Origin of the sequence: Bradyrhizobium sp. DOA9 (assembly GCF_000617845.2) — a bacterium.
GTDB lineage: Bacteria > Pseudomonadota > Alphaproteobacteria > Rhizobiales > Xanthobacteraceae > Bradyrhizobium.
On record NZ_DF820425.1, the window covers coordinates 4385997 to 4406702 of the forward strand.

21 protein-coding genes are annotated in these 20706 nt (G+C 66.2%); 12 read left to right on the forward strand and 9 right to left on the reverse strand.

Annotated features, from left to right (window positions below; genetic code table 11):
- Positions 1 to 29: 29 nt before the first annotated feature.
- Both BDOA9_RS20365 and BDOA9_RS20375 read right to left on the reverse strand, forming a co-directional pair.
- Positions 30 to 1535 (reverse strand): replicative DNA helicase, encoded by a 1506-nt coding sequence (locus BDOA9_RS20365; protein ID WP_025035814.1) that lies wholly within the window; start codon positions 1533 to 1535, stop codon positions 30 to 32.
- 767 nt (positions 1536 to 2302) lie between these two features.
- Positions 2303 to 3553 carry an SAM-dependent methyltransferase gene (locus BDOA9_RS20375; RefSeq protein ID WP_025035817.1) on the reverse strand — a complete coding sequence of 417 codons (1251 nt, stop codon included), beginning with the start codon at positions 3551 to 3553 and terminating at the stop codon, positions 2303 to 2305.
- Positions 3554 to 3829: 276 nt separating this feature from the next.
- Between BDOA9_RS20375 and BDOA9_RS20380 the strand changes: the two genes are divergently transcribed.
- The 3 genes from BDOA9_RS20380 (at position 3830) to BDOA9_RS20390 (ending at position 5898) form a co-directional block, all read left to right on the forward strand.
- A complete protein-coding gene (locus tag BDOA9_RS20380; RefSeq protein ID WP_025035818.1) occupies positions 3830 to 4717 on the forward strand; it encodes a hypothetical protein in 888 nt (295 codons plus the stop codon).
- 105 nt (positions 4718 to 4822) lie between these two features.
- Entirely contained in the window at positions 4823 to 5419 is a 597-nt protein-coding gene (locus BDOA9_RS20385; protein WP_025035819.1) for a TetR/AcrR family transcriptional regulator, read from the forward strand.
- Positions 5420 to 5430: 11 nt separating this feature from the next.
- The gene (locus BDOA9_RS20390) at positions 5431 to 5898 is read left to right on the forward strand and encodes a PaaI family thioesterase (RefSeq protein ID WP_025035820.1); all 468 of its coding nucleotides are present in this window, start codon (positions 5431 to 5433) and stop codon (positions 5896 to 5898) included.
- A gap of 35 nt (positions 5899 to 5933) precedes the next feature.
- Here the strand turns inward: BDOA9_RS20390 and rplI are convergent, their stop codons facing one another.
- From rplI to rpsF, 4 genes are all read right to left on the reverse strand, one after another.
- Positions 5934 to 6533 (reverse strand): 50S ribosomal protein L9, encoded by a 600-nt coding sequence (rplI, locus tag BDOA9_RS20395; protein WP_025035821.1) that lies wholly within the window; start codon positions 6531 to 6533, stop codon positions 5934 to 5936.
- 50 nt (positions 6534 to 6583) lie between these two features.
- Positions 6584 to 7561, reverse strand: coding sequence for a hypothetical protein (locus BDOA9_RS20400; protein WP_025035822.1), 978 nt, complete (start codon positions 7559 to 7561; stop codon positions 6584 to 6586).
- A gap of 134 nt (positions 7562 to 7695) precedes the next feature.
- Positions 7696 to 7935, reverse strand: coding sequence for a 30S ribosomal protein S18 (gene rpsR, locus BDOA9_RS20405; protein ID WP_007592020.1), 240 nt, complete (start codon positions 7933 to 7935; stop codon positions 7696 to 7698).
- Positions 7936 to 7940: 5 nt separating this feature from the next.
- The gene (gene rpsF / locus BDOA9_RS20410; protein WP_025035823.1) at positions 7941 to 8408 is read right to left on the reverse strand and encodes a 30S ribosomal protein S6; all 468 of its coding nucleotides are present in this window, start codon (positions 8406 to 8408) and stop codon (positions 7941 to 7943) included.
- Positions 8409 to 8745: 337 nt separating this feature from the next.
- On the opposite strand from rpsF, the gene BDOA9_RS20415 reads away from it, so the two are divergent.
- The 9 genes from BDOA9_RS20415 to gmk all read left to right on the forward strand — a co-directional run bounded on the left by BDOA9_RS20415 (position 8746) and on the right by gmk (position 17432).
- Positions 8746 to 9450, forward strand: coding sequence for a TetR/AcrR family transcriptional regulator C-terminal domain-containing protein (locus BDOA9_RS20415; protein WP_025035824.1), 705 nt, complete (start codon positions 8746 to 8748; stop codon positions 9448 to 9450).
- Positions 9451 to 9453: 3 nt separating this feature from the next.
- The gene (locus tag BDOA9_RS20420; RefSeq protein ID WP_025035825.1) at positions 9454 to 10479 is read left to right on the forward strand and encodes a fatty acid desaturase family protein; all 1026 of its coding nucleotides are present in this window, start codon (positions 9454 to 9456) and stop codon (positions 10477 to 10479) included.
- Between the two features lie 216 nt (positions 10480 to 10695).
- The gene (gene fabD, locus BDOA9_RS20425) at positions 10696 to 11655 is read left to right on the forward strand and encodes an ACP S-malonyltransferase (protein WP_025035826.1); all 960 of its coding nucleotides are present in this window, start codon (positions 10696 to 10698) and stop codon (positions 11653 to 11655) included.
- A 12-nt stretch (positions 11656 to 11667) separates the two neighbouring features.
- The gene (fabG, locus tag BDOA9_RS20430) at positions 11668 to 12405 is read left to right on the forward strand and encodes a 3-oxoacyl-[acyl-carrier-protein] reductase (RefSeq protein WP_025035827.1); all 738 of its coding nucleotides are present in this window, start codon (positions 11668 to 11670) and stop codon (positions 12403 to 12405) included.
- A 311-nt stretch (positions 12406 to 12716) separates the two neighbouring features.
- A complete protein-coding gene (locus BDOA9_RS20435) occupies positions 12717 to 12956 on the forward strand; it encodes an acyl carrier protein (protein ID WP_008551805.1) in 240 nt (79 codons plus the stop codon).
- A 108-nt stretch (positions 12957 to 13064) separates the two neighbouring features.
- On the forward strand, positions 13065 to 14330 hold the full coding sequence (fabF, locus tag BDOA9_RS20440) for a beta-ketoacyl-ACP synthase II (protein WP_025035828.1): 1266 nt from the start codon (positions 13065 to 13067) through the stop codon (positions 14328 to 14330).
- Between the two features lie 124 nt (positions 14331 to 14454).
- Positions 14455 to 15738, forward strand: a complete 1284-nt coding sequence (gene mltG / locus BDOA9_RS20445; protein WP_025035829.1) for an endolytic transglycosylase MltG — start codon at positions 14455 to 14457, stop codon at positions 15736 to 15738.
- A 143-nt stretch (positions 15739 to 15881) separates the two neighbouring features.
- Positions 15882 to 16769: a YicC/YloC family endoribonuclease gene (locus BDOA9_RS20450; RefSeq protein WP_025035830.1), complete on the forward strand. Its 888-nt coding sequence runs from the start codon at positions 15882 to 15884 to the stop codon at positions 16767 to 16769.
- A gap of 3 nt (positions 16770 to 16772) precedes the next feature.
- Positions 16773 to 17432, forward strand: a complete 660-nt coding sequence (gene gmk, locus BDOA9_RS20455) for a guanylate kinase (RefSeq protein ID WP_025035831.1) — start codon at positions 16773 to 16775, stop codon at positions 17430 to 17432.
- On the opposite strand, the gene BDOA9_RS20460 is transcribed toward gmk, so the two are convergent.
- From BDOA9_RS20460 to BDOA9_RS20470, 3 genes are all read right to left on the reverse strand, one after another.
- Positions 17365 to 18600 carry a hypothetical protein gene (locus BDOA9_RS20460; protein ID WP_025035832.1) on the reverse strand — a complete coding sequence of 412 codons (1236 nt, stop codon included), beginning with the start codon at positions 18598 to 18600 and terminating at the stop codon, positions 17365 to 17367. The two genes, gmk and BDOA9_RS20460, sit on opposite strands and share 68 nt — an antisense overlap.
- A gap of 151 nt (positions 18601 to 18751) precedes the next feature.
- A complete protein-coding gene (locus tag BDOA9_RS20465; protein WP_025035833.1) occupies positions 18752 to 19240 on the reverse strand; it encodes a hypothetical protein in 489 nt (162 codons plus the stop codon).
- Between the two features lie 25 nt (positions 19241 to 19265).
- Positions 19266 to 20609, reverse strand: coding sequence for a caspase family protein (locus BDOA9_RS20470; protein WP_025035834.1), 1344 nt, complete (start codon positions 20607 to 20609; stop codon positions 19266 to 19268).
- Positions 20610 to 20706: the final 97 nt, after the last annotated feature.

The window sequence follows — 20706 nt, forward strand, 5'->3', positions numbered from 1 at the left end:
AGAGGCCGGCCCCGTTCAACCCGGGGAACTTAGTAGTCGCTGCGATCCGGCAGCTGCCCGTCATGCGCGAGGTCGCCGAAGCGCGTGACCGAGGCGTCGAAATGCAGCTCGACCGTGCCGGTCGGACCGTGGCGCTGCTTGCCGATGATGACTTCGGCGCGGCCGACCGTGCGCTCCATGTCGGCCTGCCATTTGGCGTGCTCCTCGGTGCCGGGACGCGGCTCCTTCATGGCGAGGTAATATTCCTCGCGGAACACGAACAGCACGACGTCGGCGTCCTGCTCGATCGAGCCGGATTCACGCAGGTCCGAGAGCTGCGGCCGTTTGTCGTCGCGGGATTCGACCTGGCGCGAGAGCTGCGAGAGCGCGATCACGGGAACGTTGAGCTCCTTGGCCAACGCTTTCAGGCTGGTCGTGATCTCCGTGATTTCCTGCACGCGGCTGTCGCTGGCGCGTTTGCCCGAGCCCGAGAGCAACTGGATGTAGTCGATCACCAGGAGATCGAGACCCTTCTGGCGCTTGAGCCGGCGCGCGCGCGCCATCAGCTGTGCGATCGAGAGGCCGCCGGTGGCGTCGACGTAGAACGGCAGCGATTGCAGCTCGATCGAGACCTGCCGGATCTTCTCGAAATCGGCCTCCGTAATGCCGCCGCGGCGGATGTGGGAGGAGGGAATGCCGGTGCGCTCGGCCACGATACGCGTGGCGAGCTGGTCGGCCGACATTTCGCAGGAGAAGAAGCCGATCACGCCGCCGTTGGCGGCTTTCATGGTGCCGTCGGCCTGAAGTTCCGGCACGTAGGCTTGCGCGACGTTGTAGGCGATGTTGGTCGCCAGCGAGGTCTTGCCCATGCCGGGGCGGCCCGCGACGATGATGAGGTCGGAGTGCTGCAGGCCGCCCATCTTGGTGTCGAGATCGCGCAGGCCCGTGGAGATGCCCGACAGCTTTCCGTCGCGCTGGAACGCCTTCGCCGCAAGGTCGACCGCGACCGTCAGCGCCTGCGAGAATTTCTGGAAGCCGCCGTCATAGCGGCCGGATTCCGCGAGCTCGTAAAGCTTGCGTTCGGCGTCCTCGATCTGCGCCCGCGGCTGGAAGTCGACCGGCGCGTCATAGGCGACGTTGACCATGTCCTCGCCGATGCCGATCAGGTCGCGGCGCAACGACAGATCGTAGATGGTGCGGCCATAGTCCTGGGCGTTGATGATCGTGGTTGCTTCGGCCGCGAGTCGCGCCAGATATTGGCCGATGGTCATGCCGCCGACATCGGTATCGGCGGGCAGGAACGTCTTCAGCGTGACCGGGGTCGCGATCTTGCCCATCCGGATCAGGCTGCCGGCGGTCTCGAAGATGGTCTGGTGCAGCGGCTCGAAGAAGTGCTTCGCCTCCAGGAAGTCGGAGACGCGGTAAAAGGCGTCGTTGTTGACCAGGATCGCGCCCAGAAGGCTCTGTTCCGCCTCGATATTGTGCGGCGCGCTCCGATAGGCGGGAGTTCCGGCATCGGGCGTTAGTTTGAGGACGTTCGAATCAGTCAGGGCCATGGTCGGACGTGCTTAGCAATTTTCTTGGGCGGATGCGGGGCCGGGATAAAGCGCCGCCGCAGGCCAAAGCGGAAGCAAAAGCTGACCGCTATCAACCGCTCAGTTAAAATGGTGGATGATTAGCAGCCGCAGCATGCGCCGCGCTTGACTGGATTTTGGCGGAGCTCGCTCGTCGCAAAGGGGCCGCGGTCGCGCCATGGAAAAATCCTGAAACCCGTGAACCCTGAGGGCTGGCGCGCAGACCTATGGGGAGGCGCGCGAGATGACGCACGCTGTTGGCATTGGGCTCGGCCCTAAACCAGCAGGAGGTAGACCAGCGCAACCAAGGCCGCCCCAACGCCCGTGACCATCAGGGCGTAATCGGTGCGGAGGTCGTCCTGCACGTCGAATGAGGTTTGGGTCTCTTTGCTCATGGCGACTGTCTAAGCCAGGCCCGACTGGACTTATGTGAAACAGATCACATCTCCCCGGATTCTTTCGGGGGTCATGCCGGAACAGGCAGATGGGCAGGGGGTTATCTCAGCCCCGCCGACAGGGATACGAGGCGAGCGATGCAGCCAGAACGGCAGCACCAGAATTGGCGAAGCGATGCCGGCAGCCGGCTTTGGCTGTCGGGGCTCATCGCGGCCATGAAGCACGCGGAGCGGCCCGAGGTGCGGCGCCAGCCGGTCGCCCCCGAAATCATGCTGGAATTGCGGGCGCAATTGGCGTTAACGGCGTCTTTCCGCACGTCCGGGATTTCGACGCTTCGTCATTAGAGTTCAGACTTATTCACCAGCCAACTTGAGCCTCGGCATGGCCGCGCCCTCCCGCGCCCGCAGCCGGGTTTCCTCCCGCGGGATGTAGTCGCGGGTCATCGGCACCACGCCCTGGCGACGGGTGATCTGGATCTGGAAGTTCATCATGGCTTGCTTGCGGAACGTCATCTCGCAGGCCGCGAGGTAAAATTCCCACATCAGGGCGAAGCGCTCGTCGTAGAGCTGAACGGCTTCCTCGCGCCGTGCCATGAAGCGCTCGCGCCAGGCCTTCAGCGTCTCGGCGTAGTGCAGGCGCAGAATCTCGACGTCGCAGACCAAGAGGCCTGCGCGCTCGATCGCCGGCAGCACCTCCGAGAGGGCGGGGATGTAGCCGCCGGGGAAAATGTATTTGGCGATCCAGGGATTGGTCGAATCCGGGCCCTGCGAACGGCCGATCGAATGCAGCAACATGACGCCGTCTTCCTTCAGCAGCTCGGCGCAGCGCTGGAAGTAGGCGTCGTAGAACCTTGCCCCGACATGTTCGAACATGCCGACGGAGACGATGCGGTCGAACGTACCTTCGACGTCGCGATAATCCTGGAGCTGGAATCTGGCCGAGCCCGTCAGGCCCTTTTCGGCGGCGCGCGCATTGGCGACCTGCAGCTGCTCGGTCGACAGCGTGATGCCGGTGACGTCGGCACCCGCGATCTCGGCGAGATAGAGCCCGAGGCCACCCCAGCCGGAGCCGATGTCGAGCACGCGCTGGCCACTCCTGACGAGAAGCTTCGCCGCGATGTGCCGCTTCTTGGCAAGCTGCGCGTCGTCCAGCGACATCTCAGGCGTCTCGAAATAGGCGCAGCTGTATTGCTTGTCGGCATCGAGAAAGAGCGAATAGAGCCGGCCGTCGAGATCGTAGTGATGCGCGACATTTTGACGGGAGCGGGGGCGGGGATTGAACTGCTTGAGGTGCCGCGTCAGGTAGCGCAGGCGCCACCACGGCTTTGCCCACTGCGGCAATAGGTCGGGTTGATCGAGCAGGATCGCGAGGGCATCAGCTATGGTGCCGCGCTCGACCACGAACTCGCCGTTCATGTAGGCCTCGCCAAGCCCGAGTTCGGGATTGATGAGGACCTTCCGCTCGGCGTCCGCGGTAACGAAGCGGACTGCGACCGGCTCGCCGGAGCCGTCGCCGACGGTGAACCTCGATCCGCTTGCGCCGGTCACCGTCAGCGACCCGCGGCGGATGAATTGAGACAGGAATCGACGCAACAGACGGTCCATCGGCACTCCTCTCGGGGCAAACCCGAAAGATGCGACTACCCGGCCTTCACACCTGACGCCCAGGCGCCGCAGCAGTTCCTATGCGCTTGCATCTAAATCTAGCGAGCCGGTTCCGGCTGCGCTATTGCACTGTATTCAAAGTAGATATTCGAAAACCGCTTAATCACATCCTTGCGCGTGGACCTGCTTCCATTCGCGGCTCAATCGGTTAAAAGGTGACCGCCGCCGCACCGGATGCCGGCTGCTTCGCAGTAAAATTCAACGGAGATGATGGGAATGTCGAGCCGAGCGCTCAGCCTCGCGACGGTGGTGCTTCTGATCGGCTTCGGTGCGGCCGATTCCGTTCTTGCGCAGGCGACGAACCTCGAGGCCGGCAAGACCCCGTCCCAGCTGTTCTCGCAGACCTGCAATGCCTGCCACAAGAGCCCGCGCGGACTGCTGAAGTCCGTGTCGCCCGGATCGCTGCCCGGTTTCCTGCGCCAGCACTACACCACGAGCTCGGACATGGCGGGCGTCCTCTCCGCCTATCTGATCTCGAACGGTGCCACCGACACCCGCTACCAGGCCAAGGACGCCAAGAAGGACGGCGCCTCGCCTGAACAGCAGGGCCGACGCCCGCGCGCGCAGGAGGCCGCCAGGCCCGAGGGCGAGGGCGCTACTCCTGCCGCCGAGGGCGTGCGCCAGAAGCGTGCTGCGCGGCCGGCCGAGGACGGCACGAAGCCAGATGAACAGGCTGCGCCCGAGGCCCGCAAAAGCAAGCGGCGCGCCAAGCCCGGGACTGAGGAAGCCCCGAAGGTCGATGCCGCTGCACCTGCGACCGACGACAAGAAGGGCGAGACCGCGAGGCCCGAAACCCCGAAGGCCGAGCCGGACAGCGGCAAGGCGTCCGAGAGGCCTGCCGAACCGAAACCGGATAGCAGCGCCAAGGTCGAGCCGCGCAGCAGCGAGACGCCGGCGCTGCGACCCGATCCGGTCCCGCAGGTGACGCCGGCAGCTCCAGCCGCCGCCAAGCCCGCTGAGCCGGCCGCGCCCAAGCCGGTGGAAGAGGCTGCTCCCAAACCCGCCGAGCCGGCGCCCGCGGCCAAGCCGCAGGAACAGGCCCCCGCGACCGCTGCAGCCCCGCCCGCGTCCTCCGGTCCGCCGGCCCCGCCGATCTCGCGCTAAGGCACCCGAATTTTTCGATCACGATGAAGGCCGCCCATCCGCGGCCTTTGCATCGTCTTGACCGCAATTAGAGTGGTGCTCTAGAGTAGGACTCTAGGAGGCGCCATGACGGCGAGCGTGCGGGACGATTTGTTGGCGGCCGGCCTTGCCGTGTTCGACCGCGTCGGCTTCGAGGCCGCGACGGTGGCCGCGATCCGCACCCGCGCGCGCGCCTCCAATGGCAGCTTCTTCCACGTCTTCGGCTCGAAGAAGGAGCTCGCCGGCGCGTTGTTTCTGGAGGTCTTGCGGCACTATCATTCCGCGGTGCTGGCCGCGCTCGATCCCGTCCCCGACGCCGAGCAGGGCATCGATCGCCTGATCCGGGCGCATCTCGACTGGGTCGTTACCTGCCGGCGCGAGGCGCGCTACCTCTTCGAGATATCGCGCAGCGAATGGGGCGAGGACGTGCGTGACGCCCAGCGGGCGCAGAATGCGCGGCTTGCCGACGGCATCGAGCGCTGGCGCGCGCCGCTGGTCGCAAGCGGCGCGCTTCTGCCGATGCCGCCGGTGATGTTCATCAGCCAGCTGATCGGTCCGGCGCAGATCTTCTGCCGCGCCTTCCTGTCGGGGCGCGACCGCACCGATCCGCGCATCGAGGCGGACACGCTGATTGCCTGCGCCAATCGTGCGCTGAGGCCGTTCGATCGCATCAACGAGCAATAAGGGGAGACCGCATGCGGGCCGACGCTGATCCGGAATTTGCGCCGATTGCCGAGCGCATCCACGCCAATATCGGCCGGCAGGGTTTCATGAATCTGGTCGGCGCAAGACTCTCCGAATTGTCGCGCGGCAACTGCACCATTGCCGTGGAGCGCCGGCCGGAGCTGTTGCAGCAGCACGGCTTCTTCCATGGCGGCGTCACCGCCTTCCTGGTCGACAACGCCACCACGATCGCAGCCGCCACCTCGCGCGGCCAGCCGGCGCTGACGGCCGAATACAAGCTCAATCTGTTGTCGCCCGCGGTCGGCGAGAAGCTGATCTGCCGCGCCCGGGTGATCAAGCCGGGCCGTCAGGTCGCGGTGGTCGCGGCCGACGTGTTCTGCGTCAGCGATGGTGTCGAGAAGCATACGGCCACTGCGCTGGCCTCGATCGCGATGCTGAGCGATGACGTCGCTGCAAAAACGAAAAGCCCGGCCGCCTGAGGCGACCGGGCTTCGCTTCGCGCATGACGCGAGGCTTACTTCTCTTCCGCAGCCGGCGCCGGCTCGACCTCGTCGAGCCGGGCTTCCGGATCGAAGAACTCGCCGGCGGCGGCGATCGCCTCGGCGGCCGCGTCGCGATCCTCGTTGCGGGTCGAGATGTCCTCGCCGCGGTTGATGCGCTCGGCCTCGTCCTGGCTGCGCGCGACCGTCACGGTGATCTCGACCTCGACCTCGGGATGAACGGCAACGGTGATCGAGTGCTTGCCGATGGTCTTGATCGGCGCGTCGAGCTGGATCTGCGGACGGGCGAGCGCAACGCCGTCGGCTTCGAACGCGATCACGATGTCACGCACGTTGACCGAGCCGAACAGCTGGCCGGCTTCGGAGGCCTGACGGATCACGATGATGTTCTTGCCTTCGATCTTCTCGGCGACCTTGGACGCCTCGGCCTTCGAGGCGAGGTTGCGCGCTTCGAGCTCGGCCTTCATGCCGTCATACTTGGCGCGGTTGTCGGCGGTGGCGCGCAGCGCCTTGCCGCGCTTGAGCAGGAAATTGCGGGCGTAGCCGTCGCGAACCTTCACGACTTCGCCCATCTGGCCGAGCTTGTTGACGCGTTCCAGCAAAATGACTTCCATATTCGTTCTCCTTTTGAAGTGCTCTGTAAGGTTTCAGTTTCGGGTTGAACTCAAGGGGTAGGCAGTGGTGGCGGCTGCCGGCTGCGCAGGAAGCGTTCGCGCAAGCCGAACACGGCATCCGCAAGCCCGAGCATCACCATCGCGATCACGGGCCAGCCGAACACGATGACGGCGGCGTAGGTCGAGCCGAGCCAGAACGTGCGGCCGTTCAGCGCGAGCGTCAGCGTATGCAGCACGGCGAAACCGGCCAGCGCATAGCTCATCATCAGCGCGGCGGTGGCGATCTGGGCCACGATGGCAAGCATTCCCCCGGTGAAGCAAAAGGCGAGGGAGATGCACAGCACCACCAGCGTCATCTGCGGCAGCTCGGTGGTCTTGAGATCCGGCCAGGGACGGCGCAGCCGGCCCGACGTCGCGGTCACCTTGGCGCTGAGCCAGAGGTTGAGAGTGAGCGTCATCGTCGCGGCGACCGTGGCGGCGGCCGGAGCGATGCGCACCAGCGCGTCGATGAACTGACTGGCTTCGCCCGAAGTTTGCGGGTCGGTCGAGCGCAGGAGGCGCATCAGGCCGCGGCGCAACGTGCCGGTAATGGTCTCCGCGTCGGTCCCAAGCGTGAGCAGAGCGGCCATCGTGGTCAGCATCGCGAAGCCCGCAATCCAGAGCAGGATACGGCCGACCGGGTACCACTCGATGTCAGGCTCCGCGGCGGGCGTGGTGCCGGTGGCAGGAGTGGCGCTTCCCACCTGCCGCCCGAGCAGGACGAGATGGCCAAGCCACCAGGCCGGCAATGCGACGGTGACGGCGAAGGCGATGCAGTAGGGCAGGCCGAACAGGGCGCCAAGGCCGATCGCGGCAGCGATGCCGCCGAGGCTCGCGCAAAGCGGCCCCCAGCCGATCGCGGCGACCATCAGAGGGAGCGGAGCGAGATAGAACAGGACGAGCGCGATCATCGCGCCCGAAATGATCGAGGCGAACATCAGGGCCGACGCGGCGCCGGCGATCAGGGCTATCAGTCCAAAAGCCATCATCAGCTGTCCCGCTCCCTTCGAGCGGTTAGAGGCATCGTCTGCCCCAACCATCGGCGACCGGACGACCCGGAAGCCTTATGAGTTCGAAACGTCGCGACCGGCGGCGCTAACCGCCGCCGGCCGAATTGCTCGTGTCAGCGAATAACGTAGGGCAGCAGGCCCAGGAAGCGCGCGCGCTTGATGGCGCGGGCGAGCTCACGCTGCTTCTTCGCGGACACCGCGGTGATGCGGCTCGGCACGATCTTGCCGCGCTCGGAGACGTAACGCATCAAGAGCTTGGAATCCTTGTAGTCGATCTTCGGAGCATTGGCGCCCGTGAACGGGCAGCTCTTGCGACGACGGAAAAACGGGCGGCGTGCACCAGCTTCAGCCATGATTCTTACTCCCCATCCGTCGTTTCAGCTTCGTCGCGCGGGCGACGCGGACCGCGATCGCCGCGGAAACCGCCCTCGCGGTCGCCACGGAAGCCGCCTTCGCGCTCACCGCGGAAGCCGCCGCCACGGTCGTCACGCTCGCGGTCGCGATCGGCCTTGCGCATCATCGCGGACGGGCCTTCCTCGAGCTCCTCGACACGGACGCTGAGATAGCGGATCACGTCCTCGCTGATGCGCTCCTGGCGCTCGATCTCGGCGATCGCAGCGGACGGCGCGTCGATGTTGAGCAGCACGAAGTGCGCCTTGCGGTTCTTGTTCATGCGGTAGGTGAGGGAGCGCACGCCCCAATTCTCGGTCTTGGTGATCTTGCCGCCGAGACCTTCGACGATACCGGTCATCTGCGCAGTCAGCTCTTCGACCTGCTGCGGGCTCGCGTCCTGACGCGCGAGAAAAACATGCTCGTAAAGAGGCATGGTCGTCCTTTCCTCATGTTGGCGCATCGCCCGGCGTCAAACCCTTAAGAGGCCTTCGGAAAGGACTCTGGGATCAAGCTCAGAAGGCGGAAACACGGGACGACGGGCCGACTGGCCCTGCCACACCAAAATCACGAATGATTTGCTGAGACCGTCCGTTCAGCTCCCGGCCGGGGTCTGCGGATGGGCGCCTTATACGGATTTTGGCCGGCTTTGCAAGGTTGGAGCGTCTCGTTTTCGGGCAGGCAGTGCTGACAGGGGTGTCCAAACCACCCTCCCGTACCAGCTTGACCTATTTGTTTGTATGTCATACAAATAAGGGGTCGGGAGATAGCTGATGACGGGTGAATCGGGCCAGGCTCCTTTTGGGGCGTCGGCGGGCGACCCGAAGCACGCTGCGCGGGCCACACGGTCGGCCGGGCGCAAGATGCGTTCGCTGCTGCTGGACGCGGCGAGCCCGCTATTCCGGGAGCGGGGGCTGTCGGGTACGGCGATCGCCGACATCGCGGCCGCGGCGGACGCGTTCCCGAGCCAGATCACCTATTACTTCCGCACCAAGGAGGCGCTGTTCGTCGAATGCGCCTGCCGCGACCTCTTGTATCTGGCGCGTGCGACCGAGCAGGCGGCGCTGAAGGCGCGCACGCCACGGGACTACGTGCATGCGCTGGCGGAGACCGTGACGGCGAGCGATTCAGTGGCCTTCTTCGCCGAAGCGCTGACATTGACGCGGCGCCGCCAGGATCTCGCGCCGCTGGTCGAGCGCACGATCGAACGCCTGCACGGCGAAGGCGCGCGCGCCTATGCGGGCCAGGTGGCGCGGCACGGTTGGCGCTCGCTGCGTGCGCCCGACGAAACCTCGCGGCGGTTCTGGGCCGTCGCCGTCGGAATCATTCTCGAAGGCTACGCCATGGGCCGTTCGCCCGAGGCGCTCTGCGCCGAGATGCTGCGCGTGCTCGGCGAGCAGGCGAAATCCGATGACACGGCGCGGCTGCGTCTCGTCGAGGGGCGCGACGCAGCAAGCAATTCGAACGAGGAAGGCTAGGCCATGACCGCGCTTCGCATGCGTGCCCGCGATTTCCTGACCGACGACCAGCTGGCTGACGTCCGCCGGCGCGTGACCTGGAAGGGCGCAGCGCTGATCGCGCACGCCTGGGCGCTGATCATCGGCGCGATCGCCTTGGTCGCGTGGTGGCCCAATCCGGTCACTTATATCCTCGCCGTCGCGATCATCGGTTCGCGCCAACTCGGGCTCGCGATCCTGATGCATGACGGCGCCCATGGCTGCCTGTCGGCCGACGAGAAAACCAATCTGGCGCTGAGCCAGTGGCTCTGTGCCTATCCCCTGTTTGCGGAGACGCGCAGCTACCGGCGCTATCACCTTCAGCACCATGCGCGCACCCAGCAGGAGGACGACCCCGATCTGGTGCTGTCGGCGCCGTTTCCGATCACAGGGCTGAGCTATCGCCGCAAATTCATCCGCGACATCACCGGGCAGACCGGTTACCAGCAGCGCAAGGCGCAGCTGCTCAACGCGCTCGGGCCAAGCGACTGGTCATCGCGGCGGCGTGCGGCGCATTTCTGGGAGGTGCTCGGCCCGCAATGTGTGGTCAACGGGATCATGTTTGCCGCGCTCGCGGCGGCCGGCGTGTGGTGGGCCTATCCGCTGCTCTGGCTGGTGCCGCTATTGACCTGGATGATGGTGATCACCCGCATCCGCAACATCGCCGAGCATGCCGTCGTCCCCGACAGCAGCGACCCCCTGCGCAACACCCGCACGACGCACGCCAATTTTCTCGAACGCCTGTTCATAGCGCCGTATTACGTCAACTATCACCTCGAGCATCACCTGTTGTTCTACGTGCCCTGCTACAATCTTCCGAAGGTGCATCGACTGCTGAGCGCGAGCCGGTTCGCAGGCCGCATGGAAGTGCAGCCGAACTACGCTTCGGTGCTGCGGCTGGCCACGGCAAAGCCGAACGCTGATGATCGGCCGGGTCAGGTCGTGAGCAGTGCGCGCCGCGCGCGGGCCGGGGCAGACGTCGATGCCAACCAGACCGCCGGCGGGTTTTAAGAGGGCCCATTCCCCGTTGAATGCTGCGCCAGGTTCCCGTCCCGGCTTGACAGTGCGGCCCCGGACGGTGTCTACGGCCCCCTTTGGAGCATGATCCGGAACCATGGCCCAAGGAACCCTGGCCCAAGGAACCATGGCCAAGGAACCACGGACCAAGGCCGGGCGTAATCGGCTGCCGGTTCTCGATAGGATCATGCCTGACAGCAGGGAGCGCCGATGACGGCTGCATTCACATTTCCTGGGCAGGGTTCCCAGGCGGTCGGCATGGGCAAGGCCCTGGCCGACGCCTTTCCGGTGGCGCGCGCCGTGTTCGACGAGGTCGATTCCGCGCTCGGCGAGAAGCTGACGGCCATTATCTGGGAAGGTCCGGCCGAAACCCTCCAACTGACCGAGAACGCCCAGCCGGCGCTGATGGCGGTGTCTGTCGCGACCTTGCGCGTGCTCGAGGCCGAGGCTGGTTTTTCCGTGGGGCGAGACGCGGCCTTTGTCGCCGGCCACTCGCTCGGTGAATATTCGGCGCTGGCGGCGGCCGGCAGCCTGACGGTTTCGGATACCGCACGTCTGCTTCGCACCCGCGGTCTCGCAATGCAAAAGGCGGTCCCGGTCGGCGCCGGCGCGATGGCCGCGCTGCTCGGTCTCGACTACGAGGCCGCCCTGGAGGTCGCGCGCGAGGCGGCACAGGGGCAGGTCTGCCAGGCCGCCAACGATAATGGCGGCGGCCAGGTGGTCGTCTCCGGCGACAAGGCCGCGGTCGATCGCGCCGTTGAGATCGCCAAGGCCAAGGGCGCCAAGCGCGCGATGCTGCTGCCGGTGTCCGCCCCGTTCCATTGCAAGCTGATGCAGCCGGCTGCCGATGCCATGGCGGAGGCGCTGTCGAAGGTCACGATCAAGGCGCCGGCCGCGCCGCTGGTCTCGAACGTGCTGGCGAGCGCCATCACCGATCCCGACGAGATCCGCCGCCGCCTGGTCGAGCAGGTCACCGGCACGGTGCGCTGGCGCGAGTCGGTGGCTTACATGGCCGGGCAGGGCGTCACCCGCTTCTTCGAGATCGGCGCCGGCAAGGTGCTGACCGGTCTCGTCAAGCGCATCGCGGACGGCGCCGTCGGCGTCGCGGTCGGCGGCCCGAACGATATTGCCGCAGCCAAGGATGCATTGGCCGCTGCGAAGCAGGCTTGAGGGAGTCCATCAATGTTCGATCTGACTGGCCGAAAGGCGCTCGTCACCGGCGCGACCGGCGGTATCGGCGGCGCGATCGCGCAGGCGCTGCACGCGCAGGGCGCCACCGTCGCCATATCGGGGACGCGCAAGGAAGTGCTGGACGAGCTTGCCGGCAAGCTCGGCGAGCGCGCCCACGTGCTGCCCTGCAATCTCTCCAAGGCCGATGAGGTCGAGGCGCTGGTGCCCGCTGCGGAAGCGGCGATGGGCCAGGTCGACATTCTCATCGCCAATGCCGGCATCACGCGCGACAATCTCTTCGTGCAGCTTCGCGACGAGGACTGGGACGAGGTCATCAACGTCAATCTGACCGCGACCTTCCGCCTGGCGCGCGCCGCGACCAAGCTGATGATGCGCAAGCGCTTCGGCCGCATCGTCGCCATCACCTCGGTGGTGGGCGTCACCGGCAACCCCGGGCAGGGCAATTATACTGCATCGAAAGCCGGCCTGATCGGCATGATCAAGACGCTGGGGGCCGAATACGCCAAGCGCGGCGTCACCGCGAACTGCATCGCGCCCGGCTTCATCAAGACGCCGATGACCGATGCGCTCAACGACAAGCAGCGCGAAACGATTCTGACCAAGGTTCCGGCCGCCCGCCTGGGAACGCCCGAGGACATCGCGGCGGCCGCCGTCTATCTGAGCTCGAACGAAGCAGCCTATGTCACCGGTCAGACCATCCACGTCAACGGCGGCATGGCCATGATCTGACGCCTCGTGTCGCGCCGTCCGTCACGGCGGTGCGGCATGCGGCAAACGGCCGTTTCCGGAGCGAAATGAGGCTTGTAGTCAAGGCAATTGAAGTATGATAACCGGACCATCAACGGATGGGCAAAGAACGCCATTGCAGGTTTTTGAAACCCTGTATATTGGCGATGCGGAGCCTTTGGCCGTCGTTCGCCGGGGCCTGCATCGGTTAGGATGGGCCAAATCAAGTTCGTAAGCGAAGGCAGTCAAACGACCACGACGGCTCGTATCGTCCCGGGGGGTCGGGTCTACAGGGAACAACACGAGGTTAAGCAATGAGTGACATTGGCGAGCGGGTTAAGAAGATCGTGGTCGAACACCTTGGTGTTGAACCCGAGAAGGTTGTCGACAACGCGAGCTTCATCGACGACCTCGGCGCCGACAGTCTGGATACCGTCGAGCTGGTGATGGCATTCGAAGAGGAATTCGGTTGCGAGATTCCTGACGACGCTGCGGAAACGATTCTCACCGTCGGCGACGCCACGAAGTTTCTCGAGAAGAACGCGAAGAGCTAAGGCTCTTCATTTTCGCGGGGACAGCATTGAAACCGGACGGGCCGCTTCGCAGCGGTCAGCCGGTTTCTTGTTATTGGCCGTGAATCTTTCGATGCGGAGTTTTCGGATATGAGGCGGGTCGTCGTCACGGGTCTCGGCATGGTCTCGCCACTCGGCTGTGGCGTCGAACCGACCTGGAAGCGCATCCTCAACGGCGAAAGCGGTGCGCGCAGGATCGAGACCTTCGACGTCTCCGATCTGCAGACCAAGATCGCCTGCACGGTGGTGCGCGGCGACGGCTCGAACGACAGCTTCAATCCGGACAAATGGATGGAGCCGAAGGACCAGCGCAAGGTCGACGACTTCATCATCTTCGGCATGGCCGCGGCCGGCCAGGCGCTCGACGACGCCAACTGGCATCCCGAGACCGAAGAGGACAAGTGTGCGACCGGCACCATGATCGGCTCCGGCATCGGCGGCCTCAACGGCATCGCCGACACCGCGATCCTGCTGAAGGAGCGCGGACCGCGCCGGGTGTCGCCGTTCTTCATTCCCGGCCGCCTGATCAATCTCGCCTCCGGCTACGTCTCGATCGCGCACGGGCTGAAGGGACCGAACCATTCGGTGGTCACGGCGTGCTCGACCGGCGCGCATGCGGTCGGCGATGCCGCTCGCCTGATTGCGCTCGGCGATGCCGACGTGATGGTCGCGGGCGGCGCCGAGTCGCCGATCAGCCGCATCGGCATTGCCGGCTTCAACGCCGCGCGCGCGCTCTCGACCGGTTTCAACGAGACGCCCGAGAAGGCCTCGCGTCCCTACGACAAGGACCGTGACGGCTTCGTGATGGGCGAGGGCGCCGGCGTCCTCGTGCTGGAAGAGCTGGAGCACGCCAGGCGCCGCGGCGCGAGGATCTATGCCGAGGTGATCGGCTACGGCCTTTCGGGCGATGCCTATCACATCACGTCGCCGTCGCCCGATGGCGATGGCGGTTTCCGCAGCATGTCGGCCGCGCTCAAGCGCGCCGGGCTGACGTCGTCCGATCTCGACTACATCAACGCGCACGGCACCTCGACGCCGCTCGGCGACGAGATCGAGCTCGGCGCGGTCGAGCGTCTGCTCGGCAACGCCGCCTCCAAGGTGGCGATGTCCTCGACCAAGTCGTCGACCGGCCATCTGCTCGGAGCGGCCGGTGCGATCGAGGCGATCTTCGCGATTCTGGCGATTCGCGATAATGTCGTGCCGCCGACGATCAATCTCGACAATCCGTCGGTCGAGAGCGCGATCGATCTCGTGCCGCACAAGGCGAAGCAGCGTGAGGTGAACGTCGCATTGTCGAACTCTTTTGGTTTTGGCGGTACCAATGCGTCGGTGATCTTCCGGCGGCTGCCCGATTAGTTTGCGTTTGAGACGAATCCACCGTTTTGCCGTATTCGGCGATAGTCATGGGCGTGGGCGTGCATTTTGGCAGGGCAAGCGATTGTCGGGCCGCGATTGAACCGGCAGGATTCAGGTTGTTTCGATGAGTGAAAGGCCGCCCATTTCACCCCGGAGTCCGCGGGCCGCGCTCGAGCCCGAGCAACTGCCGCCGCCGCCCAAGCGGTCGGACCGGGCGCGCAATCCGCTCGTCATCGTCGGCAACGCCATCATCACCCTGCTGTTGATCAGCATGCTCGGCGCCGGCGGCATCTATTATTACGGTCGGCAGGTGCTCGAGGCACCCGGACCGCTGAAAGAAGACAAGATCGTCAACATTCCGCAGCGCGCGGGCAAGCGCGACATCGCCGAGACGCTGAACCGTGAAGGCGTCACCGACGTCAATCCCTGGGTGTTCATCGCCAGCGTCGCCGCGTTGAAGGCGAGCTCGGACCTCAAGCCGGGTGAGTATTCGTTCCAGAAGAACGCGTCCTTGCGCGACGTCATCGCCACCATTGTCGAAGGCAAGGTGGTGCAGCACGCCGTCACCATACCGGAAGGCCTGACCTCCGAGCAGATCGTGGCGCGGCTGTCCGACAACGACATCTTCACCGGCAGCGTGCGCGAGCTGCCGCGCGAAGGCACGCTGCTCCCGGAGACCTACAAATTCCCGCGCGGCACCCCGCGCGAGCAGGTGGTCCAGCGCATGCAGCAGGCGCACAAGCGCGTGCTGACGGAGATCTGGGAACGCCGCAATCCCGACATTCCGGTCAAGACGCCCGAGCAGCTGGTCACGCTGGCGTCCATCATCGAGAAGGAAACCGGCAAGCCGGACGAGCGCAGCCGCGTCGCCGCGGTGTTCGTCAACCGGCTGAAGCAGCGGATCAAGCTGCAGTCCGATCCGACCATCATCTACGGCCTCGTCGGCGGCAAGGGCACGCTGGGCCGGCCGATCAAGCGCAGCGAGATCACGCAGCCCTCGCCCTACAACACCTATGTGATCGACGGCCTGCCGCCGGGCCCGATCTCCAATCCCGGCCGCGCCTCGTTGGAGGCCGCGGCCAACCCGGCCCGTACCCGCGACCTCTATTTCGTCGCCGACGGCACCGGCGGGCACGCCTTCACCGAAACCTACGACGCGCACCAGAAGAACGTCGCCAAGCTGCGCGCGATGGAGAAGCAGATCCAGAACGACACGGTCGAGCCGGCCGAGGACGCGCCGCCGCCGGCGGCGGCCGCGCCCGGCGCCGCCGACGCGCCGACCGCGACCACGCCGGCGCGGCCCAATCAGCAGAAGAAGCCGCCGGCGGCACGCCCGGCCGCTCCCGCCAATCCCGCACCGGCCCGGCAGGGCGCGGTGCAGGGCTCGCCGCCGGTGGTCCAGCGCTAAAGCCTTGGTGCAGACCTTCTTGGTGCAGACCAGCTGACCGGCATTGCGGATTCCACTTTCCGGCAAAATAGTCTTAAGATTCGCGTGGCTTGATGGCTTTGCGAATCCCGCGCGAATCCCGTGCTTCTGGAGAAACTGAACTGATGGCGCTATCGTCCATGACCGGCTTTGCGAGAAGCCACGGCACGAGCGGGCCGTACACGTTCGAATGGGAATTGAAGTCGGTCAACGCCAAGGGCTTCGACTTGCGCGTGCGGCTGCCGCAGGGGTTCGACGAGCTCGAGGCCCATGCCAAGAAGCGCGCCGGCGAGCTGCTCTCGCGCGGCACCGTCTACGCCAATCTCAACGTCAAGCGCACCAACGCCGCCGCCACGGTGCGCGTCAACGAGGACGTGCTCAACGCCGTGCTGAAGGCCGCCGCGATGATCTCGGGGAAGGTCGACGCGGTGGCGCCGAGCATCGACGGCCTGCTCGCCATCAAGGGCGTCGTCGAGGTCGCCGAGCCGGAGGGCGACGAAGAGGAGGACAAGGCCGCGCGCACTGCTGCCGCCGAGGCCTTCGACAAGGCACTCGACGAGCTCGTCGCGATGCGCAAGCGCGAGGGCACCTCGCTCGGCCAGATCCTGACCCAGCGCGTCGACGAGATCGAGCAGCTGGCGAAAAAAGCGGAAGCCGCGCCCGGCCGCAAGCCGGAGGCGATCAAGGCGAAGCTGGCCGAACAGATCGCAGCGCTGCTCGACACCTCCGACCGTTTCGATTCCGACCGCCTGATGCAGGAGGCGATCCTGATCGCGACCAAGGCCGACATCCGCGAGGAGCTCGACCGCATCGCTTCGCACGTCGCCCAGGCGCGCGAGCTGATCGGCAAGGGCGGCCCGATCGGGCGCAAGCTGGATTTCCTGGCGCAGGAGTTTCACCGCGAGGTCAACACCTGCTGCTCGAAGTCGAACGACATCGAGCTGACCAATACAGGGCTCGCCATGAAGAACGTGGTCGAGCAGTTCCGCGAGCAGGTGCAGAATCTGGAGTGATCGATGACGAGCGGCGGTCACGGAACTGACGGTGTGGAGCGGCGCGGATTGATGTTCGTGCTGTCCTCGCCGTCAGGTGCGGGCAAGACGACGCTGTCGCGTCTGTTGATCGAGCGGATGCCCGGCCTGAAGATGTCGGTCTCGGCGACCACGCGGCCGATGCGCCCGGGTGAGGTCAACGGCAAGGATTACACGTTCGTCGACAAGGCGACGTTCGATGCGATGGTGAAGGCCGACGAACTGCTGGAATGGGCGACGGTGTTCGACAACAGCTACGGTACGCCGCGCGGACCCGTGGAGGCAGCGCTGTCGGCCGGCCAGGACGTGCTGTTCGACATCGACTGGCAGGGGACCCAGCAGTTGAAGCAGAAGGCGCGCGCCGACGTCGTCAGCGTCTTCATCCTGCCGCCCTCGGCGGCCGATCTCGAGAAGCGCCTGCATTCGCGCGCGCAGGATTCCGACGAGGTGATCCGCAAGCGCATGAGCCGGGCCAGCGACGAGATGAGCCACTGGGCCGAGTACGACTACATCGTGATCAACCACGCGGTCGACGACGCCTTCGCCGAGGTGCAGTCGATCCTGAAGGCCGAGCGCCTCAAGCGCGAGCGGCGGATCGGCCTCGTAGGCTTTGTTCGAAGTTTGCAGGGTCAGCTTCAGGGTTAGGTCGTGACAGGCGCGGCCCTTGCCTGGCCAGCTGTTCCAGCATCGTCGTGATGACGTCGACATCGACGGCGTCGGAGTCCCGACCTGCCGGAGCGTCGTCGCGATCCTCGCCGGTCTTGCCGGTGGCGGGCTGTGTCGCTGCGGCGACGGGCTCGGCTTTCTTGTCGACCATCTCGATCTCGACCTTCTTGCTTCTGGTCTCGGCCGGCCCTGCGGCCGGAGCGGCGGCGCGTTTCTTGCGCGCGTCGATCAGCTCGATCTCGCGGCCGATCGCAGCGAGCTTCGTCACTTGTCTTGCCGGTTGGCTTGCCGGTTGCCGACGTGCCGCATCGAAGTCGATCGGGCGCGGCGGCTGGGCGGCGGCCGGCTGTGAATCTTGCCAGGGCGCGCGGCTTCCGTCCTGGTTCTGCGCCTGCCAATCGTCCCAATGCCCGTGACGGTCCGCCGCCCGGAGGCGGACGCGCGCGCCCGCGAAGCGGTAGATGAGGCTGGCGAGGATTCCAGCGAGGGCGAGCGCGCCGCCGATCACGAGCAGCAGCATCGGCAGCGGGCCGGTCGGCTTGTCAGTGGAGCTGTTGTCTGCCGCAGCGAGCGCCACGGACGACGGGGATTTCGACGCCTTTGCGCTCGGCTGCGCGGGCGCCGCAACAGCGGCCGGTGCCGGGGGCGGCGCGGGTGGAGCGGATGTCGTGGAGACGTCGGGCCAGGGCGTGGCGCCAGCGGGTTGCTGGGGGTTGCCGTCAGCGGCTTGGTCCGCAGATTGTTGCGCCGGTGTTGCAGGGGCGGCTTGCATCGGAACGTTCGCCGGCTTGGCCGTAGCGCGTGGCGTCAGATATTCGGCGCGCGCGTCCTGCACCGGGGTCTGCTGCGGGGCCGGCGCATCCGCGGTCGGTTGATCGCTCACGGCCGGGGCGGCCTGCGCGGTCCGAGCGCTCTCCTTGTCGCCGGCGGCGCGCAGATACCAGCATTTCCGCTTCGTGGTGCGATCGAGGCGATAGTACCAGTGCTGGCCCTGCGGCGCGGCATCCTTCGGCGAAGCCAGGCAGTCGGGCGCCGCATTGGCCGTGCTCGATGGTGTCGGCGCGTTCTGCGAAACCGCAGCCAATGGCGCGCCCGCAACGATGCTGGCGACGAGGGTCGAAATGAACTTTGCGGCGCGGTTGCCCATCCTGGTCTCCCGGTTACGCCCGACGCAACTCTTAACCACCGCTTTGTCATCAAAGACTTGGGTGGCAATGAGCCGCAAATCCGGAGAGGATGTGGCTTGAATCGGGCCTGCGCGGCGTTCGTTCCGCCGCGAGTTCGGGCACGTCTTGGCCTTATTGCTTGGTCGAGCTCCAGGTTCCGCCGCAGCCGTCGGAGCGGCGCCACGTCCCGGATCCGCTGCGACCGGAGAGGCGGCCGGAGCTGGTGAAGGTCACACCCTCGCCTCGTCCCTGCGTGCTGACAGAGCCGCTCGGGCTCACGGTTCCAGTCACGCCTTCGCCGATCACCCGGCCCGAGGAGACCACGACGGCGCCGCTGACCGAGCCGCCGCAGCCGATGCTGGTGACCATCCAAGCGCCGTCAAAGCTGCCGCCACCGCCGCCACCGCTCCGCCGTGAGGAGCGCGATTCCTCGGCCGGCTTGCTCCGGCGTGCGGCCGGAGCCGGCTCGGCCGAGCGGTCCGACCGCGAGCCCGACAGCGACTTCTCGTCATTGCCGATCGAGCCGCCGGCGCTGCCGGATTGCGCCGAGGCGGGAGTTGAGGCGATGGCGAGATTGAGAACGAAGGCGAGGGCGGTCGCACGGCTGACGGCATCGCGCATGAGCAAAAAATCCAAATGAAAGGTATCAGCGGCCGGAGCCGTCGGCACAGACGGATCCGATAATGCGGCAAGCTTTGCCAGCCTTGCCGCACTCGTCAAGCGCGGCGTTCCTGGCGCGCTGCACGCCCTCGCGCTGGACCAGCGACCACGATTTGTCGGAAATGGCGAAGGCGCCGCAGCTGTTGCCGTAGAACGAGAGCTCGATCGGGCATTTGGCGCCGCCGCAATTGCCGCGCGCGTCCGCCACCGCCGCACGCCGGGAGGCGTGATTCCACGAGATGCCCCATTTGCTGCTGTCGGGTCCGTAGACGATCGAGCCCCACGGCTTCAGATCCTCCATCTTGCGCATCCGCAGCAAGAGGCCTTCGGTCGCTTCGCCGGTCGGCGCCATCGCGATGCGCTGCTGGAGCTTGGTGATGGCGCGCGTCATCCCGTCGGGCGTATCGGGGTCGAAATTGAGCTCGTAGAGCCGCTCGCTCAATTCGCTGAGCAGCGCCGCATCGCGCAAGGGGACGCGGTCGGGATCGGCGCGCAGGCGCTCCGCAGCAAGGGGATCGGCCTGCATCGCCGCGACCTGCGGCGGAGCGGCTGGCGCCGGCGGCACGAAGTAGAACGTGCCGTCGATCGGCGAGGACGACACCCAGGGCTGCTGCGCGCCTGCGGTCGCGCGCTTCACGGCAAGGCCGACCTGGTTGAACGTCTGAAACACGTCGAGACCGGCGACCCGGATCGTCGTGGCGAGCGCCTTGGTGTAGGGGCTGTGGCCGTCACTGCCGTCCTGGGCGACATTGCCGGGCTGGGTCGCGTAGGAGATCAGCGTGCCCTCGGGCGCGCGCATCTGTGCGAGGCCGCCGTCGGAGGCACGCAGGCCGCGCGAGCCGAACGGGTTGTTGCGGCAGGCATCGAGGATCACGAGGTTGAGCCGCGTGCCGGAGCCCTGCATCTGGCGCAGCACGAGATTGACGTCGGTCATCTGGAAATCGACATCGGCCTCGCGGGTCGGATTGGCGCCGACGGGCACGAGATAATTGGCGCCCGCGACCTGCACGCCGTGGCCGGCATAATAGAACAGCGCGACGTCCGCGCCCTGCACCTGCCGGCCGAAGCTCTGCACGGCGAGGTCCATCGCGCTCTTGTCGAGGTCGAGCTGTGCGCGTCCGCCGACCAGCGTGAAGCCGAGCGCGCCAAGCGTCTCCGCCATCAGGCTCGCGTCCTTGGACGGATTGTCCAGCGGCGTGATGTTCCTGTAGGCGGAGTTGCCGACCACGAGCGCGATGCGCTTCTCGGCCGACGCAGGTTGCGCGGCGGCGAGCGTGGCGGCGACCAGTGCTGCCAGCTTCACGACGCGATTGAAAATGCTCGCGCGCATTGAAATTCCCCAAAACAATGGCGCCAGTCTAACAGCTGGGTGCCGGGGCGAAAAGCGGTGCGACAGCAAGCAGCGGCTGGAAACTTCTCACCTCCGC

What these genes read in the sequence shown, in the direction of transcription:
- BDOA9_RS20365 (WP_025035814.1), bottom strand. Translation starts at nt 1,535, where the DNA reads ATGGCCCTGACTGATTCGAACGTCCTCAAACTAACGCCCGATGCCGGA.
- BDOA9_RS20375 (WP_025035817.1), bottom strand. Translation starts at nt 3,553, where the DNA reads ATGGACCGTCTGTTGCGTCGATTCCTGTCTCAATTCATCCGCCGCGGG.
- BDOA9_RS20380 (WP_025035818.1), top strand. Translation starts at nt 3,830, where the DNA reads ATGTCGAGCCGAGCGCTCAGCCTCGCGACGGTGGTGCTTCTGATCGGC.
- BDOA9_RS20385 (WP_025035819.1), top strand. Translation starts at nt 4,823, where the DNA reads ATGACGGCGAGCGTGCGGGACGATTTGTTGGCGGCCGGCCTTGCCGTG.
- BDOA9_RS20390 (WP_025035820.1), top strand. Translation starts at nt 5,431, where the DNA reads ATGCGGGCCGACGCTGATCCGGAATTTGCGCCGATTGCCGAGCGCATC.
- rplI (WP_025035821.1), bottom strand. Translation starts at nt 6,533, where the DNA reads ATGGAAGTCATTTTGCTGGAACGCGTCAACAAGCTCGGCCAGATGGGC.
- BDOA9_RS20400 (WP_025035822.1), bottom strand. Translation starts at nt 7,561, where the DNA reads ATGATGGCTTTTGGACTGATAGCCCTGATCGCCGGCGCCGCGTCGGCC.
- rpsR (WP_007592020.1), bottom strand. Translation starts at nt 7,935, where the DNA reads ATGGCTGAAGCTGGTGCACGCCGCCCGTTTTTCCGTCGTCGCAAGAGC.
- rpsF (WP_025035823.1), bottom strand. Translation starts at nt 8,408, where the DNA reads ATGCCTCTTTACGAGCATGTTTTTCTCGCGCGTCAGGACGCGAGCCCG.
- BDOA9_RS20415 (WP_025035824.1), top strand. Translation starts at nt 8,746, where the DNA reads ATGACGGGTGAATCGGGCCAGGCTCCTTTTGGGGCGTCGGCGGGCGAC.
- BDOA9_RS20420 (WP_025035825.1), top strand. Translation starts at nt 9,454, where the DNA reads ATGACCGCGCTTCGCATGCGTGCCCGCGATTTCCTGACCGACGACCAG.
- fabD (WP_025035826.1), top strand. Translation starts at nt 10,696, where the DNA reads ATGACGGCTGCATTCACATTTCCTGGGCAGGGTTCCCAGGCGGTCGGC.
- fabG (WP_025035827.1), top strand. Translation starts at nt 11,668, where the DNA reads ATGTTCGATCTGACTGGCCGAAAGGCGCTCGTCACCGGCGCGACCGGC.
- BDOA9_RS20435 (WP_008551805.1), top strand. Translation starts at nt 12,717, where the DNA reads ATGAGTGACATTGGCGAGCGGGTTAAGAAGATCGTGGTCGAACACCTT.
- fabF (WP_025035828.1), top strand. Translation starts at nt 13,065, where the DNA reads ATGAGGCGGGTCGTCGTCACGGGTCTCGGCATGGTCTCGCCACTCGGC.
- mltG (WP_025035829.1), top strand. Translation starts at nt 14,455, where the DNA reads ATGAGTGAAAGGCCGCCCATTTCACCCCGGAGTCCGCGGGCCGCGCTC.
- BDOA9_RS20450 (WP_025035830.1), top strand. Translation starts at nt 15,882, where the DNA reads ATGGCGCTATCGTCCATGACCGGCTTTGCGAGAAGCCACGGCACGAGC.
- gmk (WP_025035831.1), top strand. Translation starts at nt 16,773, where the DNA reads ATGACGAGCGGCGGTCACGGAACTGACGGTGTGGAGCGGCGCGGATTG.
- BDOA9_RS20460 (WP_025035832.1), bottom strand. Translation starts at nt 18,600, where the DNA reads ATGGGCAACCGCGCCGCAAAGTTCATTTCGACCCTCGTCGCCAGCATC.
- BDOA9_RS20465 (WP_025035833.1), bottom strand. Translation starts at nt 19,240, where the DNA reads ATGCGCGATGCCGTCAGCCGTGCGACCGCCCTCGCCTTCGTTCTCAAT.
- BDOA9_RS20470 (WP_025035834.1), bottom strand. Translation starts at nt 20,609, where the DNA reads ATGCGCGCGAGCATTTTCAATCGCGTCGTGAAGCTGGCAGCACTGGTC.